This is a genomic window from Bradyrhizobium sp. S3.7.6 (genome assembly GCF_054061875.1).
The window spans coordinates 3,991,732-4,010,593 of sequence record NZ_JBSSEQ010000001.1 but is presented as its reverse complement, the minus strand read 5'-3'; the positions used below and the strand labels follow the sequence as shown (position 1 = coordinate 4,010,593).

Sequence of the window (18,862 nt, the reverse complement as noted above, 5' to 3'; positions counted from 1 at the left end):
TTGACGCCCTATATCGTCATGCCGTCGAGCCTCATCGCGTCGGCCGAATACAAGCGCATCGTGCTCGCTTTCGGAGCGCAGACCGGCAAGACCGAAATGATACTCGACGTCGTCGGGCAGCGCCTCGACCAGCGCCCGGCCCCGATCCTGTATGTCGGGCCAAACAAGCAATTCCTGAGCGAGCAGTTCGAGCCCCGCGTCATGGCGCTACTCGACGAGGCGCCCACGCTCACCGCGAAGGTCGCGCGCGGCAAGCGCATGACCAAAACGCGCAAGGTCGTCGGGGGCGTCCCGTTTCGATTGGCGCATGCCGGGTCCTCGACCGCGTTGAAATCCGATCCCGCCGCACTCGCGCTCGTCGATGAGTACGACGAGATGAGGAACAACGTGAACCACCAGGGCGGCCCGCTCGGACTGGTCGAGCGACGCGGCGACACCTATGCAGACTTCGTCTGTGTCGTCACCTCGACGCCGAAGCGCGGCAGGTTGGCCACTGTCAAGGACGAGACCAGCGGCCTGTTTTTCTGGGAGGTCGCGGTGGCCGAGGACATCGAAAGCCCCATCTGGCAGCTCTGGCAACAGGGCACCCGGTATCACTGGTGCTGGCCGTGCCCGCATTGCGACGAATACTTTGTGCCGCGCTTCGACCTGTTGCGCTTCGCGCTCAAGGCCACGCCGCTTGAAGCCGCGCGCGAGACCTTCCTCGAATGCCCCCGCTGCCATGGCGTCATCGAGGACCACCACAAGACCGAGATGAACGCGCGTGGTCGCTATGTCGCGCCTGGGCAGACCATCGACAAGGGCGGCAACGTCCACGGCGCGCCGCCTGACACCATGGCGGCTTCGTTCTGGGTCAGTGGGCTGGCGTCGCCGTTCGTCAGCTTCGGCGAGCGCGTCGCGGTGCTAGTCGAGGCGCAGCAGAGCGGCGACCCCGCCATGGTGCAGCAGGCGATCAACGCAGGCTTCGGCGAGCTGTACTCACCCGGCGGCGGCGAGGTGCCCGAATGGATGGAAATCAAGACCAAGTCGCAGCAGGCCACCTACAAACGTGGCGAGGTGCCCGACGATGTGCTCTATCTGACCCTCACGTGCGATGTGCAGCGGCAGTCGATCCCCTGGGTGATCCGCGGCTGGGGCGCACGCGCGACATCGTGGCTGATCAATTACGGCTATCTCCGTGGCGACACTTCCGAAGAGGAAATCTGGACCGCGCTCGGGGATCTGGTGTCGCAGCCGATCGACGGATTGCCGATCCGGCTCACCTTCGTGGACAGCGGCTTCCGACCCGGTAAGACCGACACGCTGCCGCTCAACCGGGTCTACGAATTCTGCCGCCGCTTCATGCGCCGGGTCCGGCCGACCAAGGGCAGCAGCTCGCCGATGCGCACGCCGCTTATCTTTTCCAAGCTTGAGGTCAGCCGCAAGGACGGGCGCGCGGCCAAGTACGGCCTGGAGCTGGTCCGCCTGGACACCGATCACTGGAAAAGCTGGGTGCATGAGCGGCTGCGCTGGCCCGAGGGTCACATCGGCGGCTGGCATGTGTTCAAGAATGTCGATGACGATTACTGCCACCAGCTCGTCAGCGAAGCCCGACTTAAGCAGCCGACCGGCAGGGTCGAATGGGTGCAGCGCTCACGCGACAATCATTTCTTTGATTGCGAGGCGATGCAGGCGGCGGCGGGCTACCTGCTCAACGTGCAGCGCATCCCATTGCAAAACAGTCATGACAGGAATAAGGATGGCGTTGGCACGCAGCCGGAAACCCCATCCGAGGTAGAGAGCGCTCGCGAAGCGCCACCCGTTCCTCCCGCAATATCGCGCGGTCGCAGGATCAGGCGCATCGTCAGATCGAGCTATCTCGGAGCCTAGTGGCTCCGTGCCGTGTCAGCAGACCAACCCCGTGCAGAGTTGTCGAGCGCGCAGCAGCTTGCGCTGGCGCGCGCGCTCGATCCGCGCCGCCGCCAAGCCAAGGCCACGCTGGAAGAGATCGTCTCGCAGATCACTGCGTTGAAGACGCTCATCGTCTCCGGCGTCAACAGCGCCGCCTATGGCGACAAGCGCACCGAATTCCGCACCCTGGCCGAGCTGCGGCAAATCCTCTCCGGCCTCGAAGAAGACCTTGCCGATGCCTTGGGCATGGGCGGGCGCATTCGCCAGATCAGGATGACCACTCAAGCCGACAAGGGGCTGTGAGATGGGTGCCTTCCGCGACATCCTGTCGGAGGGAATTCTGGGCCGGTTCATATCGAGCACCAGCAAGCGCGCCAGCAATTACTATGACGGCGGCGCCCAGCGGCGCCGACTGAAGAGCTGGCAGCCGACGCAGTACACCACCAACACGATCCTGTCCTCGACCGGCGCCCTGCTGCGGGCTCGCGCGCGCGATGCACTGCGCAACAACCCGCACGCCAACGCGGCCTGCGAGAGCTTCGTCGCCAACCTGATCGGCACCGGCATCAAGCCGTCCTCGCTCCTGACCGAGAACGCCGAGCTGCGCGACACCATCATGCAGCTCTGGCTCGACTGGACCGACGACGCCGATGCCGATGGGCTGGCCGATCTGTACGGCATGCAGACGATTGTCGCGCGCGCCCTGTTCGAAGCTGGCGAGTGCTTCATCCGCTTCCGCAGCCGCCGGATCGAGGACGGCTACGCCGTGCCGCTCCAGTTGCAACTGCTCGAAAGCGAGATGTGCCCGTACTGGCTGAACATGCAGGCGCCCAACGGCAACTGGATCATGAACGGCATCGAGCTGGACCTGTTGGGCAAGCGCGCCGCCTACTGGTTCTATCCGGTCCATCCCGGCGACGCGCCGATCGAGATCACCGGCTCGCTGCAGCCGGTGCGCGTCCCGGCATCCGACGTGCTGCACGTCTTCAAGTGCACCCGGCCAGGCCAGATGCGCGGCGTCCCGCTGATCACGCCCGCGCTCGTGCGGATGTTCCTGCTCGACCAGTACGACGACGCCGAGCTGGAGCGGAAGCGCATCTCCGCGATGTTCGCGGGCTTCATCACCACGCCGACGCCGGAGGACGTGATCCCGATCGACGGCACCGACACCAGCGCACCGCAGGACAACATCGGGCTGAGCGGTCTTGAACCTGGCACCATGCAGACACTGCTGCCGGGAGAGGACATCAAGTTCTCCGAGCCCGCCGACGTCGGCGGATCATACGAGGCATATCAGTATCGCCAGCAGCTTGCGCTGTTCGCGGCACTCGGCATCCCCTATTCGGTCGGCACGTCCGATCTGCGCCGCGCCAACTATTCATCGTTGCGCGGCTCGATTGTCGAGTTTCGGCGCAAGCTCGAGCAGTTCCAGCACAACATCATCGTTTTCCAGATGTGCATGCCGATCTGGAAGCGCTGGATGAACACGGCAGTGCTGGCGCAGGCGATCCCCCTCGATGCGTCCGCCTACCTTGCGCAGCAATCATCTTATCAACGCGCGAAATGGATACCGCAGCGCAATGATTGGGTCGATCCGCTCAAGGACCGGCAGGCCGAAAAACTCGCAGTCGATGCGGGCTTCAAGAGCCGCAGCGACGTGGTCGAAGCCGAGGGCAACGATCCGGAGGAGAACGACCGGCGCATTGCTGCAGACAAGGCGCGCGAGGAAAGCTTCGATCTCACTTTCCCGGTGGTCTACGCGGCGGCTACCCAGCCCGGCGATCAGGCAGCAGCGGATCAAGCCGCGCAAGACGCCGCGGATGCCGCCGATCAAGCAGCACAGGAACAAGCCGACGAGGCCGCAGCCTCCGACGCGGCATGAAGGAGGACGCCATGCGCCAGTGGTTCACGATGAAGGCCGACGACAAGACCGCCGAGATCATCATCTACGACGAGATCGGCAAGTCGTGGTGGGGCGAGGACACCGTCAGCGCCAAGCAGTTTCTGGACGACCTGACCGCGCTGGGCGATGTCGATGCCATCACGTTGCGTATTAACTCACCCGGCGGTGACGTATTCGACGGCGTTGCGATCCACAACGCGCTGAAGAACCACAAAGCCACGGTCACCGCGCAAGTGGACGGTATCGCCGCTTCAGCCGCCTCGTTCATCGCGATGGCTGCCGACAAGATCGTGATGCCGAGCAATTCGTTCCTGCTGATCCATGGCGCATCCGGCATCTCGCTGGGAAACGCCGACGACATGCGCGCAATGGCCGACGACCTGGACCGCATCGACAAGTCGCTGACCGCGACCTACGTGGCGCGCGCCAAATCAACGACGGCCAAGGTCAAGGCACTGATGAAAGAGGACCGGCTGATGGACGCAGCCGAAGCGAAGGACTGGGGCTTCGCCGACGAAGTCACCTCAGAGAAAAGGATGGCCGCGAAGTTCTCCTTGCGGCTTCTGCCCAGGGCGGCAGCCGATCGCTTCCGCGCCGAGACAGGTGACCAGCCGGGCGACCCGCCTTCCCCGGCAACGGAGCCTGAGGTGCCGGAGGAGCCGCCGGTAGCCCCTCCGGCACCGCCTGCCGCGCCCCCTGCTCCAGAGACGCCGCCAGCTCCGGCGGCAGCGACTGCGAAGGTGATCACGCTCGACGCGGCCAAGCAGCAGGGCGTCGATGAGCATCGGCAGTACGTCGCAAGCGTCACTGACCTCTGCACGCTGGCGCAGCAGCCGCAGCGCGTCGGCGCTTACGTTCGCGCGAGCACGCCAATCGAGCAGGTCCGCAGGGAGTTGCTGGAGCTGCGCGCCGCTGAGCCGCAGATCATGCCGCAGCATCCGTTGGTGCCGCCAACGGCAGCCCCTGCAACGGCGTGGGCAAAGATCACAGACAAGCTCAACGCTCGCCTCAAGAAGTAAGGCTCACCCGAAGAGAGAAGGAGTTCCGCAATGACCGACCACGAGACCAAGAATGCCGACAACGAGCGCGAGCGCCGAACGCCGAAGAGCAGCGCGACCAAGGACAGCGGCGTCGATCAGAGTGTGGCTGACGCGCAGAAGAAAGCCGCCGAGGGTCGCCGTGCTGTGCATGAGCGCGAGCAGAAGGCTCGCGAGGACGAATTCAAGGCGAACGAAGAGCGCATCGCGCGGGAGAACGAGACTGCATTGGAGCAGGCGAAGGAAGCCGATCGCCGCGCCAAACTCACCCCGGGAGAACTCGCAGCTGAAGTCAGCCCGTTCGCTGCGACCGTGCCGCACTTCCCCGTCCTGACTGAGCCGCATCACAGCGCGGAATTCATCTTGTCGGAAGCGAACGGTCAGCGCTCGCGCGGTGCCGGTTACTTCGCTGACCCGGCGACGATCTATGTCGGCATGCCGGTGAAGAAGACAGCACCGGCAACCGCCACGCAACCGGCGACCTACGTTCCGGCTGTGGCTGGCGCGGACTGCGAAGCGCTCTGCATCTATGCGGGCGGCACAATCCCCGGCGAGGGTCTGCGCACCGCACTCATCGTGGCCGATGCCGAGGTGAACAAGAACCTGATTACTTGGGGCGCGATTACGGCACCCGAGCAGATCATCGGCATGCAGACGCTCGCGACCAAGGGCATCATCGCCCGGTAGTCGGGCGATCCCATCAACCGCTCGCCGACAGGCAGCTTAATAAGGAACACGGATATGCTTGACGTATTTCGCGGCGATGCCTTCGGCGTGGTGCCGCTTACAATCGCCATCAATAATCTGAAATTCATCCCCGGCTACATCAGCAGCAAGGGACTGTTCACCGAGACAAGCGTGGCGACGACCGCCATCGCCATCGAGGAGAAGAACAACGTCCTGTCGCTGGTCGCACCGACGCCGCGCGGCGCACCGGGCGTGACGATTGCGAAGCCCCGGCGCGCGATGCGCATGCTGGGCGTGCCGCACTTCGAAATCAACGACGCCATCATGGCTGAGGAAGTGCAAGGCGTGCGCCCGTTCGGCGAGGAGACCGGGACCGAAAGCGTGATGACCAAGGTTGCCGAGCGGATGCAGACCGCAGGCCAGTCGCTGGAGTACACGAAGGAGCACGCCCGCGTCGGCGCGATCAAGGGCATCATCACCTACGCTGACGGCCAGCAACTCAACCTCTTCACCGAGTACAGCCTCACCCCGCCTGTGGCGATCAACTTCGTCTTCAGCGCCAACCCGGCAACGGGCGCGGTCAGGCAGCAGTGCGCGGCACTGATCCGCACCATCGCCGCGAACCTCGACGGCCAGTCTTTCTCGGGCGTTGAGGCGATCTGCGGCGATGCGTTCTTCGACGCGCTGATTATGTCGCCGGAGGTCCGTGCGACCTATCTGCAGACGCAGGACGCCGCCGAGTTGCGCAACCAGTACATCAGCGCAGCCGGGCTTTCATGGGGATCGTTCGTGTTCGGCGGCATCCTGTGGACCAACTATCGCGGTTATGCGTCGGTCGCAGGTGCAGCGTCGGCTCCGATGGTCGAAACCAATCAGGCGTACTTCTATCCGACCGGCGTGCCGAACCTGTTCCCCACCGTGTTCGCGCCTGCCGACTACATCGAGACCGTGAACACGATGGGCAAGGAGCGCTACGTCAAGCAATACGCGATGCCGAACGACAAGGGCGTGCACCTCGATACACAGATGAACGCGCTCAACTTCTGTTCGCGTCCGCTGGCGTTGCAGAAGGGCACGTTCTCCTAACCTTCCGAGACTTGACCCGGTACAGTCCAGCGCCGGGTTTTATTCGAGGCAGCACATGATCGACTTCGATGCGCTGGTGCTGAGGCCAGCGGGCGACATCTTTCAGATTAAGGTCAGCGTCACCCCGCTGGTGACGCAGCCGGGTCAGCCTGCCTATGAGGCGAACGGCGTCTACAACAAGCGCGACCTTGACGTTGAAATGCAGGATGGCACCATCTTCTCCGACCACGAAGTCTCGCTTGGCATTAGGCTGTGGGACTTCGTGACCCCACCGGACCAGGGCGATCTGATCACCATCATCGACATCAGGCACCCCGCGTTCGGCCAGCAATATTGGGTCGGCGACAGCGACGAGGACGGGCAAGGCGGCGCGACGCTGCTGCTCCGCACCAAGGAGCCGCTGTCATGAGCCACTACGCCAGTCAGGTGCAACTGAAGGCGATGGAGCTGGCTAAGATTTACTTCGGCCCCCGCTTCAAGACCTATCGCCTGACGCCGATGCTGCAGGTGCAGCCCGGCGATCTGCCGATCCTTGGTGTCTACCTGTTGCGCGAGCGGCGCTTGCAGGACGATCACGCCAACCACACCGAACCGCACTTCAAGCACACTATGACGCTGGGCTTCTCTGGTGGCGTGCATGTCGAGACCGACAAGCAGACTGATCTACCGGCGCTGGAAGAAATGATGAGTGAGCTGGACGACGTGCTGCTCAGCGATCCGCATTTCGTGAACCTGACCGAGGGCGTCATCGAGATGGACCGCGTGGCGCAGTTCGCCAAGGTCGGCGAGACAACGCTGTACGAAATCAGGGTGGAGATGTCGCTGGAGTTTTCCAGCCGCTTCCCGCCGCGCGTGCCCGACGACCTCAAGGTCGTGCACGTCACCACGCAATTCCCCGACAAGGAGCATGTCGATAGTGGCACGCCGCAGATCGAGCGCGTCTACGACATCGAGACGACACCCTAAAGCGGGCGCCGCCCGCATTACCGCTGGCTGAGAAGGAGACCGCGCCGATGCCCGTGTCATTCAATTCAATTCCGCAGAACTGGCGGATGCCGCTGTATTGGGTCGAGGTGGACCCGAGCATGGCCGGTTATCCGCGCTCGCGGCTGACCTCGCTGATCATCGGCTCCATGAACGCCGACGGCGAGGCGCTGCCCGACGTGCCGATCCCGGTTCCGTCTCAGGCAGACGCGCGCAGGCTGTTCGGCTTCGGCTCGATGCTCGACGGCATGGTCGAGTTCTTCACCAAGAACAATTTTGCGCAAGAGCTGTGGGTGGCCCCGGTCGCGGAGCCAGCAGCGGGCGTGGTCGCCACCGGCACCATCACCGTCGCCACTGCGGCGACTTCGGCTGGCACGCTGCCGGTCTACATCGCCGGTCGCAGGGTGCAGATTTTCGTCGCGGCAGGCGAAGCCGTGGACGAGACCGCAACCAAGATCGCCGACGCGATCACCGCCGATCTGTCGATGCCGGTGACGGCAGTTGCGGCGGCAGGCGTGGTGACGCTGACCTGCAAGTGGAAGGGCGTCGAGGGCAACGACATCGACGTGCGCCTGGCCTATGGCGGCTTGCTCGCGGCAGAACAGGTGCCGTTCGGGCTCGAAATCACGCTCAGCGGCAACAAGCTGACCGGCGGCACCGGGACGCCCGACATCTCGCAAGTGCTCACGAACCTTGGCGACGAAATCTATGAGTACGTCGCCACCGGCTTCACTGACAGCACGTCACTGGCGCTGCTGGAAGCCGAGTACGGCTTCGGCGATAATGGGCGCTGGGGCTGGATGCGCCAGCTTTATGGGCACGTCTTCGGCTCACGCACTGGCATGGTCGCGAGCGGCGATCAGACCGGCTACACCGATCTGCTGACTTACGGCCCCAACAACAACAGCGGGGTGCTGTCCATCATGGGGGTCGAGCATCATTCGCCGACGCCGCCTTACTGCTGGGCGGCGGCTTACACCGCGAAGGCCGCGCGCGCACTCTTGAACGACCCGGCGCGACCGTTGCAGACGCTGGCGATGGAGGGTTGCCTGCCCGCGCCGAAGCACCAGCGCTTCACCATGACGCAGTGCAACGACCTGTCCGGCGTCGGGATCGCAACACAGGGCGTCAACGCTGATGGTGTCCCGGCAATCAGGCGGGAGAGCACGACCTACCAGAAGAACCTTTATGGTCAGGGCGACGACGCCTACGAGCTGGTCCCAACGCTCGCCACGCTTGCGAGGCTGTTCCGCAACCAGCGCTATGCGATCACCAGCAAATATCCGAGGCACAAGCTGGCGGATGATGGCACGCGCTTTGGTGCCGGTCAGGCCATCGTGACGCCGAAGGTGATCAAGGCCGAACTGATCGCGCAGTACCGCGCCGACGAGTTCATCGGGCTGGTCGAGAATGCGGTAGCGTTCAAGCAGAACCTGATCGTGGAGCGCGCGCCTGATGATCCGAACCGCGTCAACGTGCTGTACCCGCCGGACCTGATCAACCAGCTCCGCATCTTCGCAGTGCTGGCGCAATTCCGGCTGCAATATAACAGAGGTGTGGATACAGCGATCGCGGTCTAACTGATGTACGGAAAGATCAACAAGCCGTTCTGGGATGACAGGCCCGTTGCCGTGATCGGCGGCGGGCCTTCGCTCCTCGACCTCAACTATGAGGAGCTGCGTGGCGCGCACGTGCTCGCAGTCAGGACTTCGATCTTCGACATCCCCTGGGCCGACGCGGCCTTCGGTCTCGACTTCAACGGGAGCCAGGACAAGCTCGCCAGCGTGCAGAGCCGGGTCTATCTCGCCGTGCGGGAGGATCAACTCGCGGGCGCCGAGCCGCCATCGAAGAACATCACCTATCTGAAGCGGCTCGACGGCCAAGGGCTGTCCGACGATCCGGGCGTGATCTATGGCGGCGGCTGCAGCGACTTCGGCGCGATGCAAATCTGCATCCACAAGCGCGCCAAGCAGATCGTGCTGTTCGGCTTTGACTACGAGGCGCGCTGGTCTGCCTGGGCGGAACACTTCCGCGTCTATGTGCCGTACCTCACCGCGCACGGCATTAATGTCGTCAACGCCTGCCCGTCCTCCGCGATCGGGTGTTTCCAGAAGGTCGCGTTGCGGGACGGCATTGCGATCTGTACCAGCGGTAGAGCGTCATGAGCGAGCTGATCGTTGCATGCATCCGCACCAGAGAGAGCACTCCGTTCGACCTCGTCACGACGATGCGCAACAAGGTCGCAAAGAACCTGCCCCTGCCCTACACCATGGTCTGCCTGACCGACCAGCCGGAGCGCTGCAGCGACGTGGCCTTCGTGGACATCGGCGCGTTCGATCTGTTGGGCTGGTGGAATAAAATGGTGGTGTTTGAACCGCTTTGGCGCGGGCGCGCGAAGGTGATCTATCTCGATCTGGACATTGAGATCGTCGGCGACCTCTCGCCGCTGGCTGATGTCCCCGGCGAGTTCGCGATCCTCTCCCAGAAAGATGTGGCTGGGAGATACAATTCTAGCGTGATGGTCCTGGGCGGTGGCATGGGCAATTTCGTCTGGCATGGATTTGAGCGGCGGCGCGAGCTGCTGATGATGGCGCATCGGCGAGCGGGGCCATCGTCCTGCATCGAGGAGCTTTACCCGACCGCACCGTTCCTCCAGCCGCTGCTGCCGCCGGACTTTTTCGAGAAGCAGCTTCGATGGAGCCGCTTGGATGCCAGACGCAGTCTTTGACTTCGCCGCGATCGCAGCGCGTCTGAACCGTCGCCCGCCGCCGGAACAGATCATTCCGGTGGAGGCAGATGGGTCCACTATCGCTCGCGCCATGACGCACGTGCCCGCGTCGGACCCTACCCGCAAGGCTGTTTCCTGACGTTCTGAGCGTTCCGCGCCGAGCCGCGTAGTGACTTCCCTTGCGCATCGTTCATCTCGACGCAGGAGAGGACCATGCCGCAAGGACCGATTGCAGGTACGGCGTATCTGAAAGTCAACGGCGACCAGTATCCACTCAAAGGCAACCTGACCGTCTCGTCCTCGCCGATGGAGCGCACCGGCATCGCTGGTCAGGACTACGTGCACGGCTATCAAGAGCTGCCGCGCGTCCCCTACATCGAGGGTGACATCTCGACACTGCCTGAAATCAGCACCGAGTTCATCGAGAGCATCATCGACGCCACCATCCAGGCCGACCTGATCAACGGCAAGACCTATGTGCTGCGCAACGCTTGGCACAAGGGTCCGGTCGAAATCAACACGCACGACGGACAGTTTCGGGTCCGCTTCGAAGGCGTGTCTTGCGACGAAATTTCTTGAGGCAGGAGACGACGATGGCGGGAGAGAACGCAGCGCGGAAGCCTGAGCCGGTGCAGGCGGCACCTGCTCCGGTCGAGAAGCCAGCGCGACCGAAGGAAGTTGTGATCGACCTTGGAACGCCCGTGCAGGCGCACGGCGAGATGCTGAGCAAGATCACGTTTCGAAGGCCGACCGGCAAAGACATCATGGCAATCGGCGATGACTATCCGATCCACATCGATTGGGCGACCGGACAGGTTCGTCCGAACCCACCAGCGATGGGCCAGATGATGTCGCTGCTCGCTGCAGTGCCGCCGTCAACGATCCAATCAATGGACGCGGAGGACTGGTCCACCTGCGCCCATGCGCTGATGGGTTTTTTCCCGCCGGGCGCACAGGCGATGCAGTTCTAGCCTGCTATCGCTTGGCGAAAGCCTACGGGCTCAACCCGGCAGAAACTCTGGCGATGACGCTGGAGGATGTCCATCAGCACCTGAAATGGACCGAGAGATTGCTGGAGGTCGCGGACGCACGGCGACCACAACAATGAGACGGCAGCATGGTTGATGATGTCCTCAGAATGCGGGCGACGGTGGTCAGCGATCAAGCGCTGGCCGAGTTGCGCAAGATCGGGCGCGAGATCGGCATCGTCGGTCAACGCGGTGCGCCCGGCATCAAGACAATCAACACCGAATTCTCCCGGCTTGGCACGACCATTCGCGGTGTCGGTCGCGAGCTGTCGCAAGCGATCCCGGCACTCGGCGGCTTCGGTCTGGGCGCGGCGGGTGTGGGCCTCGCAATGGGGCAACTGCATCGCACGATGGGCGAAGTTGCCAAGCGCACCGTCGAACTGAAGTACGCCTCCAAAGAACTCGGCATGAGCGAGCGCGATCTGCGCGCGTGGAGCAGCGCCGCCGAGAAGGCTGGCATCTCCGCATCATCAATGATGCAGGGCATGGAGGCGTTCAAGAAGACGACCGATGGTCTGAAGTACAACATCGGCGGCGCGCGCGACGAGTTGTATGCGATGGGCGCTGGCCCGATCGTGCAGCGCATGCAGGCGGCGACCACGCAAGCCGAGAGGATGAAGGTCGCCTTCGACTTCAAGGAGCAACTGGCGAAGTCTGATCCGTCCGGCTTCAAGGCGCGCAAATTCTTTGACGACATCGGGCTCGGTGCCGACAAGGCGCGGTTGAGCTACGAGCAGTTCGTGCAGGCGCAGGGCAAATTGCGCGAGCGCACGGAGGAGGAACAGGCCGCCGCTCAGAAATACGCCGACGCGCTGGTCGATCTGGGCGACGCCTGGAACGACCTGAAGAACATGGCTGGCAAGAGCATCTTCCCGACGCTGACGCAAGACCTCAAGGACATCGAGGCGATCCTGCGTCTGCTGGAGAAGGTCAACAACTGGACCCAGGGCAAGGGCTTCACGCTGACGCCGGGTGGCGCTGGCGGCGTCACCGCAACCCCTGCCCCTGATTTCAACAGCCGTTTCCCTGGCGCGAATGAATTCGGTGCGCCGAATGCGCTGCGCCAGAACCAGAACATGCTGCGTCAGCGCGGAAACTCGCTCTATCAGCCGTCATCATTCGGCGACGGCGGCGGGATGTCCGAGGGCTCGCGCATGATCAAGGACGGCGTCTTCGCCGCCTTGGTTGAATTCCAGAGCTACGTCCAGACGGGCGGCGCTGCGTCCGGTGGCGGCTTCACCCCTGCGACGTTCGGCGGCAGCGCTGGCGCAGCGGCTGGTGGCGGCATGGGTGGTCTTGGCGCTGGCGGTAGTTGGGGAGGTGGCGGTTACAGCGTGATCCCTGACGCCGGGGGTGGCGGTGGACAGCCGGGCGGCGGCGGTGGCGGCAGCAGCGGTGGCGGTGGCGGGGCGCAGCCGGGCGGCTCCGGCACGGGCACCAGCGGGCCGTCCGGCGCGACCAGCAGCACGGGCGAGCTGCCGGGCTCTGTTCCGAAAGACGTGATGCAGGAAGCGCGCGGCATGCTGTCGCGCGGCGCGTCGAGCGGGCAACTGTCGCAATTCATGGCGTCGAAGGGCTACCCGCGATCCGGCGCGTGGTGCGGGCAGTTCGCAGCGTCGGTGGTGCAGTCGGCGGGAGGCGCACCGCCGAAGGGTGCCGCCATCGCGTCAAACTGGTTGAACTGGGGCCAGCACGTCGATCCATCGGACGTGAAGGAAGGCGATGTCGCCGTGCGCAAGACCAGCCGCTATGGCGGCATGGCGAAGCCCGGCCAGCCCGGCAGTCACGTCGCCTTCGCGGGCGGCGCGGTCGCAGGCGGCAAGTTTGAAATGGTCGGCGGCAACCAAGGCGGCATCCGTCAGGGCGTCAACGCCAGTCAGTACGAGTTTCGGCGCGGCACCGGAGAGAAGACCACTGCAGCAGCGGCAGCTTCGGCTGGACCTACGGCGGGCGGCGGCAGCGCGGGTGATCGCAAGACCGTCAAGGGCTCCTACTTCGGCAGCGCGCCGGGCTGGCCGTCCGATCCAAGCGAGCCCGCATCGCGCCCGACCGCTGGCGGTTTCAAGAACACTGATCCAGGCATCGCGCTGCCGCGTAGCGTCGCAGGAAAGCCGACCGGCGCGCTGTACGAAGTCACGGGGCCGGACGGCAGGACGATGATCCTGCCGCACACCGACAGCGGCCCGCATGCGCGCACCGGGCGCGGCATCGACATCACAGCCGCTGGTGCGGCGAAGATAGGTTACTCCAGCAAGACCTTCCCGACCGATGGCGGCTTCAGCTACCGGCGCGTCGATGAGCAGATCGCGAACAAGCAGGAAGTCAGCGGCAACGTCAACGTCAAGATCGAGAGCAACGGCACCGCCGCGCGAGGCAGCGCGAGCGCGGATGGTCTTTGGCAGAAATCGACCATCGAAAACTACAAGCAGATGCAGCCGACCAATGCGCCCGCCACTGTTGCTGAAGCAGGACCGTAGGCATGGCACCGATCCGATCATTCAAGAACCCGTGGCGCGATCGCTGGCAGCAAGCCGCATTTCGTGGCGCGCCGTTCTTTGTCGAGACCGGCGGGCAAGGCGGCGGTCGGCGCGTGACGATGCATGAATATCCGAAGCGAAACACCCCGTATGCCGAGGACATGGGCAAGCGCGCCAACCGCTACACCGTGCAAGGCTACCTGATCGGGCCGGACTATCTGTCGCTGCGTGACGCGCTGATCACGGCACTGGAGAAAGATGGTCCCGGCATGCTGCGGCTGCCGCTGCCGTACAAGATGCAAGACGTGAAGGTGATGGTGCAGGGCTACAGCATCACCGAGGCGCGCGAGCGTGGCGGCATGTGCGCCATCGAGATGGACTTCGTGGAGTACGGCGACCCGAACTACCGCAGCACCAATTCGACGCCGGGCGAAATCCAGAAGTCAGCGACCGGCGTCGAGAACAGCGTGATCGGAGATCAGGAGCCGAGTGCCGAGACCGCGCAACAGGCTGCGCCCTACGCCCAGGTCTACAACAACGCCAATGTCTCCAACAGCGTGCCCAACCTGCCATGACCAGCGATGAAGCCGACGAAGTCTTGGAAATTGTCCAGCGCATCTGCCCGGTGGTGCTGTCGGCGGCTGTCGATCCGCGTGGCGATGTCGGCACCTCGTTGCGTCGCGTGGTCGGGATGATGGGCGCCGATTTCAACATGATCAACCTGCCGACATTCTGCATCGCGCTGGGCATCGCGCTCGATCTGGCGCGGCACAGCTATGCGACCCTTGTGACGATGGATCGGGTGCGCAAGGCGGCGCTGGCCGAAACGCCGAAATCGCTGCCTGCGGTGCTGTGCGTCAACGCGATCGTGCGTCTGACCCTGTGCTGCGAGGCGCGCATCATCGCCTTCATGACCTTCCGTTCCCGCGAAGAGGTCGACCGGGTCTCCGACGCGATGAACGAAGCCTTCAGCGAGACCAGCGAGGCCGCCGCCGATAGCCTGGACGCGGGCACCTACATGGCGCTGATCCGGCTGCACGGCGATGTCACCGCGCATCTGGCCGATCGCGGACGGCAGTTGCCTCGCGTGATCCGCTACGAATTCCAGCAGGTGATGTCCTCGCTGCGAATGGCGCAGCGCGCCTACGCCGATCCGAAGCGCTACAAGGAGCTGATCAACGAGAACCATGTCGTGCATCCCGCTTTCATGCCGCGCGTCGGCAAGATGTTGGCGGTGTGACATGAGCAGCTTCAACGAACGCTTCACCAGGGCGACCGAGCTTCCGCCAATCACAGTCGAAGCGCCGGAGGATCAGGGCCAGACCGTGCCGAGCAATCCGACCCGCCTCTATGTCGGCAGATCACCGATCAGCGCCCCGCCCAAGGACGACGATCGCCTGAACACCGGCAAGGAGATCATGACGCTGGAGGTGCGTGGCTCGCTCTTCACCAACTGGACCAGCGTGCGCATCGAGCAATTGGTGACAAAGCCGTTCCCGACCTTCCAGTTCGAATGCTCTGAGGAAGCGGACATTCCCCTGCGCTGGGATGCATTGCAATTTGTCCCTGGCGATATCTGTCGCGCCTATGTCGGCGGCGTCCCTGCAGTGTTCGGCTACATCGTGGAGCGCCACGTCGGCCTCGATGCCAAGAACCACGGCGTTCGCCTGATCGGCTGCGGCGACACGGTGGACCTGACCAACTCGTCGGTGCCCATCGAGAAGCTGGACGGGCACGACGGCAAGTCATGGTCGGCGCTGGCAACAGACCTGATGGCGCATCTCGGCATCAAGCTGAAAAAGCAGGGCGCAGTCGATGACGCCCCGTTCGAGAAGATCCAAATCCAGCCCGGCGAGCGGATCATGGATGCGCTGGAGCGCTACGCCCGCATGCGCAACATCGTGATCGGCTCCGACGCTAATGGCGGGCTGCTTGCGATTGGCGAGAACAGCGCCTCGCCATCCGGTGATCTGATCGAAGGCGTGAACATCCTGCGCGTCAACGCCGTGCTGCGCGACCAGATGGTCTACAAAAAGATTTACGTGATCGGGCAGAGCAACGGCAGCAACCAGGCGTATGGCGACGGGCAGAACAAGCAGATCGCGACCGAAGACGGCACCTCCTCGCGCAACCGCATGCAGGTGATCCCGGCTGAGCTGGCCGACGACATGCACGGCATCAAGCGGCGCGCGATGATGGAGAAGGTGTTTACCGAGGGCAGCTTCATCGAGGCGCAGGTCACCGTCCAGGGCTGGTTCAAGAACAACAACCAGAGCGACGATGTGTGGAAGGCTGGCGAGTATTACACCGTGACATCGCCGATGCTGATCATGAACGGCATGGTGCTGGGCTGCGCGGGTTGCGTATACGAGCAGACCGACCAAGGCTCGATCACCACGCTTTCGCTGGTCGATCCGATCCACATGAACGGGCAGCTCAACTACCGCGACGCCGTGCAGAAGACGCTGCAGGCAGAGCGCGAACGTGTTCTGGCGGAGAAGGCAAAGGGAGCGAAGTGATGCACCGGAATAGTCTGACCGATATGGCGGGCCGGATCATGCACCACGCGGTGCGGCTGACGATGAACAAGGCCAACGACAACCCGATGATGCAGGAGCTTTCGTTCGACGGCATGAATTCAGAAGGTCGCAAGATCGTGGAGCGGCTGCAGACCTTCGGCATGACCACGATGCCGATGCCGCGCGATGAGAAGCAAGGCGGCGACCAAGGCGGTGGTGGCGGCGTCGGCGGCGGCGGCGCGGCGAAGAAGGGACCGGCTGCGGAAGGCATCGCCCTGTTCCTGGGCGGGCAGCGCAATCATCCGGTGGTGATCGGCGTCGATGACCGCAGGCACCGTCCGATGGGGCTGAAGCCCGGCGAGAGCGCGCAATACGACCATCAGGGCCAGATGACGCTCGTCCGCACCAACGGGCTGTACATGGTCTCGCTCGATGACGAGGGCGAAGGGCAGCAGCCGGGCGCGGCGATGCTGCGCGATGCCGAAGGCAGGGAGACCGGCAAGAGCGAGAAGAAGGAGCGCATGGTGTCGCTGCGCCACGTCACCAAGAAGAAACAGGATCGCGAGAAAGGCGGCACGCCCGAGAAGAACTTGCAGACCTGGGCCGACGCTGGCGTCGACATCACCCGGCTGACGCCGGAGGAGCGCGCCGAGAAAGCGAGCGCACCCAACCACGAGGACTACAAGCACGAGGGTGAAGAGGTGAACACCGAGGTGCGTTCGACCAAGAACAAGGTCGAAATCTTGGACGGCGAAAACGTGGTCGCCGTCTACGACAAGCAGGCCAAGTCGTGGACGTTCACCTGCACGAAAATGGAAATCAACTGCAGCGACACGATGAAGATCGATGTCAAGAACAAGCTCGACATCAAGGGGCATCCGATCGTGTTCAACGATGGTGGTCCGTCAACGCCGCCGTTCCAAATCCCATAGGTGAACCATGGTCGGTGACATCCGCTACCTGCAGCAACTCGACTTCCCCGCCTATGCGGTCGAGCTGGACTGGCTGATGTCAGACCAGAAGCTGATCGTTGACGGCTACGATCTGCAGTCGGCGGTCATTGTCGCGCTGGGCACGGATGCGCTGGCACCGCCGGATGAGGAACTGCCCGATCCCGACGCCACCGATCGCCGCGGTTGGTGGGGCGACATGGATGCAGAAGAAATCTGGGGCGGTTGGCCGGTTGGATGCCTGCTGTGGCTGTTGCACCGGGCCAAGATCACCGGGCCGCTCGCCAAGCAGGGCTCGACACTGGGACGCGCCGAAGGCTGGACCCGCGAGGCGATACTGCCGTTCACGCAGCGGCGCATCACGTCGCGCATCGACGTGCTGGCTGAGCAGATCGACACCCAGCGCATCGACGTGGGCGTGGTGATCTATCGCGGGCCGGAGCCAGCGGTGGAACTGCGCTACAGCGAACTCTGGGATGAACTGGGGAAATAGCATGCCTTGGTCAACACCAACGCTGAAGGACGCCCGCAAGCTGACGCGGGACTATGTGCTGTCGCAGCTCGGCGCGCGCGCGATGATCCCGAATTCGGTTCTTCGGATCATGAGCGACAGCATGAGCGGGCTGGCGCACCTTGCGTTCCTGTATCTCGATTGGCTCGCCAAGCAGTTGATGCCGGATACCGCAGAGCAGGAATGGCTCGATCGCCACGGCGTCATCTGGCTGTCCAATGCGGACGGCTCCAAGGGGCGCAAAGCGGCGACCTACGCCCAGGGCACCGTCCAATTCGAGGGCATCGACAACGTCCTGATCCCGGTCGGCACCGTGATGACCGGCGGCAGCAGCGTGCAGTATCAGACCGTGACCGAGGGCGAGATCGCCAGCGGCGGCTTCGGCACTGCTGAAGCGGTGGCGCTGGCGGCTGGCGCGGTGGGCAATCTGCCGGACGGCAGCGCGCTCGATCTGACCGAGGAAATTCCAGGCGTCACGCTGGTGACGTTGCTCGGCGACATGACCGGCGGCGTCGATGAGGAGACCGACGACCAGCTCCGCGAGCGCATTCTGTTCCGCATCCAGAACCCGCCGATGGGCGGCAGCCAAGCCGACTATGTCCGCTGGGCCATGGCGGTACCCGGCGTCACGCGAGCCTGGGCGGCGGCGGAGATCGGACCCGGCACCATGACGGTGCGCTTCCTGATGGATGACCTGTATCCCGACAATCATGGTCTGCCGCAGCAGAGCGATATCGAGACGGTCGAAAACTACATCGACAGCAAGCGGCCCGTCACGGTGAAGGACTGCTTCGTGATGGCTCCGATCCTGTTCTTCTACGACATCACCATTCGCAACCTCACCAACGACGACCCGACCGTGCGCGCCCGCATCGAAACCTCGATCGCAGAGATGGAGTTCGCGCGATCGAAGCCGGGGCAGACCATGTACCGCTCCTGGGTCGATGAGGCGATCAGCCAAGCCGTTGGCGAGGAGACCCACGAACTCGATTTCGAAACCACCGAGATGCCCGCACCAGCCTACATGCCAGTGTTAGGGACGATCCTCTATGCCTGATCCAG

20 protein-coding genes are annotated in these 18,862 nt (G+C 63.8%); all 20 read left to right on the top strand.

All coding sequences use genetic code 11. The features are described from left to right. The 20 genes from ACVJ5M_RS19020 (at position 1) to ACVJ5M_RS18925 (ending at position 18,857) form a co-directional block, all read left to right on the top strand. Positions 1–1,869 (top strand): terminase gpA endonuclease subunit, encoded by a 1,869-nt coding sequence (locus ACVJ5M_RS19020; RefSeq protein ID WP_354100273.1) that lies wholly within the window; start codon positions 1–3, stop codon positions 1,867–1,869. Positions 1,870–1,881: 12 nt separating this feature from the next. Beyond that, a complete protein-coding gene (locus ACVJ5M_RS19015) occupies positions 1,882–2,193 on the top strand; it encodes a phage head-tail joining protein (protein WP_354076467.1) in 312 nt (103 codons plus the stop codon). 1 nt (position 2,194) lies between these two features. Next, on the top strand, positions 2,195–3,772 hold the full coding sequence (locus tag ACVJ5M_RS19010) for a phage portal protein (protein WP_354076465.1): 1,578 nt from the start codon (positions 2,195–2,197) through the stop codon (positions 3,770–3,772). An 11-nt stretch (positions 3,773–3,783) separates the two neighbouring features. Next, complete coding sequence (locus ACVJ5M_RS19005) at positions 3,784–4,812, top strand: head maturation protease, ClpP-related (RefSeq protein ID WP_354076463.1); 1,029 nt, start codon at positions 3,784–3,786, stop codon at positions 4,810–4,812. Positions 4,813–4,842: 30 nt separating this feature from the next. Beyond that, positions 4,843–5,517, top strand: coding sequence for a head decoration protein (locus ACVJ5M_RS19000; RefSeq protein WP_354076461.1), 675 nt, complete (start codon positions 4,843–4,845; stop codon positions 5,515–5,517). A 54-nt stretch (positions 5,518–5,571) separates the two neighbouring features. Next, positions 5,572–6,603, top strand: a complete 1,032-nt coding sequence (locus ACVJ5M_RS18995; protein ID WP_354076458.1) for a major capsid protein — start codon at positions 5,572–5,574, stop codon at positions 6,601–6,603. 55 nt (positions 6,604–6,658) lie between these two features. Next, positions 6,659–7,012, top strand: a complete 354-nt coding sequence (locus ACVJ5M_RS18990) for a head-tail joining protein (RefSeq protein WP_354076456.1) — start codon at positions 6,659–6,661, stop codon at positions 7,010–7,012. Then, positions 7,009–7,569 (top strand): hypothetical protein, encoded by a 561-nt coding sequence (locus ACVJ5M_RS18985; protein ID WP_354100272.1) that lies wholly within the window; start codon positions 7,009–7,011, stop codon positions 7,567–7,569. Before ACVJ5M_RS18990 ends, ACVJ5M_RS18985 begins: the two co-directional genes overlap by 4 nt. Before the next feature lie 47 nt (positions 7,570–7,616). Beyond that, on the top strand, positions 7,617–9,167 hold the full coding sequence (locus ACVJ5M_RS18980) for a phage tail sheath C-terminal domain-containing protein (RefSeq protein WP_354076452.1): 1,551 nt from the start codon (positions 7,617–7,619) through the stop codon (positions 9,165–9,167). Between the two features lie 3 nt (positions 9,168–9,170). Beyond that, positions 9,171–9,752 (top strand): hypothetical protein, encoded by a 582-nt coding sequence (locus tag ACVJ5M_RS18975; protein WP_354076450.1) that lies wholly within the window; start codon positions 9,171–9,173, stop codon positions 9,750–9,752. After that, the gene (locus ACVJ5M_RS18970; protein ID WP_354076448.1) at positions 9,749–10,315 is read left to right on the top strand and encodes a hypothetical protein; all 567 of its coding nucleotides are present in this window, start codon (positions 9,749–9,751) and stop codon (positions 10,313–10,315) included. Before ACVJ5M_RS18975 ends, ACVJ5M_RS18970 begins: the two co-directional genes overlap by 4 nt. Before the next feature lie 213 nt (positions 10,316–10,528). Continuing rightward, complete coding sequence (locus ACVJ5M_RS18965; protein WP_085401657.1) at positions 10,529–10,894, top strand: phage tail tube protein; 366 nt, start codon at positions 10,529–10,531, stop codon at positions 10,892–10,894. Positions 10,895–10,908: 14 nt separating this feature from the next. Further along, a complete protein-coding gene (locus ACVJ5M_RS18960; RefSeq protein ID WP_354076446.1) occupies positions 10,909–11,286 on the top strand; it encodes a phage tail assembly protein in 378 nt (125 codons plus the stop codon). 146 nt (positions 11,287–11,432) lie between these two features. Next, positions 11,433–13,820, top strand: a complete 2,388-nt coding sequence (locus ACVJ5M_RS18955) for a C40 family peptidase (protein ID WP_354076444.1) — start codon at positions 11,433–11,435, stop codon at positions 13,818–13,820. 2 nt (positions 13,821–13,822) lie between these two features. After that, positions 13,823–14,395 (top strand): DNA circularization N-terminal domain-containing protein, encoded by a 573-nt coding sequence (locus tag ACVJ5M_RS18950; RefSeq protein WP_354076442.1) that lies wholly within the window; start codon positions 13,823–13,825, stop codon positions 14,393–14,395. Continuing rightward, positions 14,392–15,060: a hypothetical protein gene (locus tag ACVJ5M_RS18945; RefSeq protein WP_354076440.1), complete on the top strand. Its 669-nt coding sequence runs from the start codon at positions 14,392–14,394 to the stop codon at positions 15,058–15,060. The genes ACVJ5M_RS18950 and ACVJ5M_RS18945 overlap by 4 nt, the downstream gene beginning before the upstream one ends. 1 nt (position 15,061) lies before the next feature. After that, positions 15,062–16,339, top strand: coding sequence for a phage baseplate assembly protein (locus ACVJ5M_RS18940; RefSeq protein WP_354076438.1), 1,278 nt, complete (start codon positions 15,062–15,064; stop codon positions 16,337–16,339). After that, positions 16,339–17,271: a phage baseplate assembly protein domain-containing protein gene (locus ACVJ5M_RS18935; protein WP_354076436.1), complete on the top strand. Its 933-nt coding sequence runs from the start codon at positions 16,339–16,341 to the stop codon at positions 17,269–17,271. Before ACVJ5M_RS18940 ends, ACVJ5M_RS18935 begins: the two co-directional genes overlap by 1 nt. 7 nt (positions 17,272–17,278) lie before the next feature. Continuing rightward, the gene (locus ACVJ5M_RS18930; RefSeq protein ID WP_354076434.1) at positions 17,279–17,782 is read left to right on the top strand and encodes a phage GP46 family protein; all 504 of its coding nucleotides are present in this window, start codon (positions 17,279–17,281) and stop codon (positions 17,780–17,782) included. Between the two features lies 1 nt (position 17,783). Continuing rightward, on the top strand, positions 17,784–18,857 hold the full coding sequence (locus tag ACVJ5M_RS18925; protein WP_354076432.1) for a baseplate J/gp47 family protein: 1,074 nt from the start codon (positions 17,784–17,786) through the stop codon (positions 18,855–18,857). Positions 18,858–18,862 lie beyond the last annotated feature (5 nt).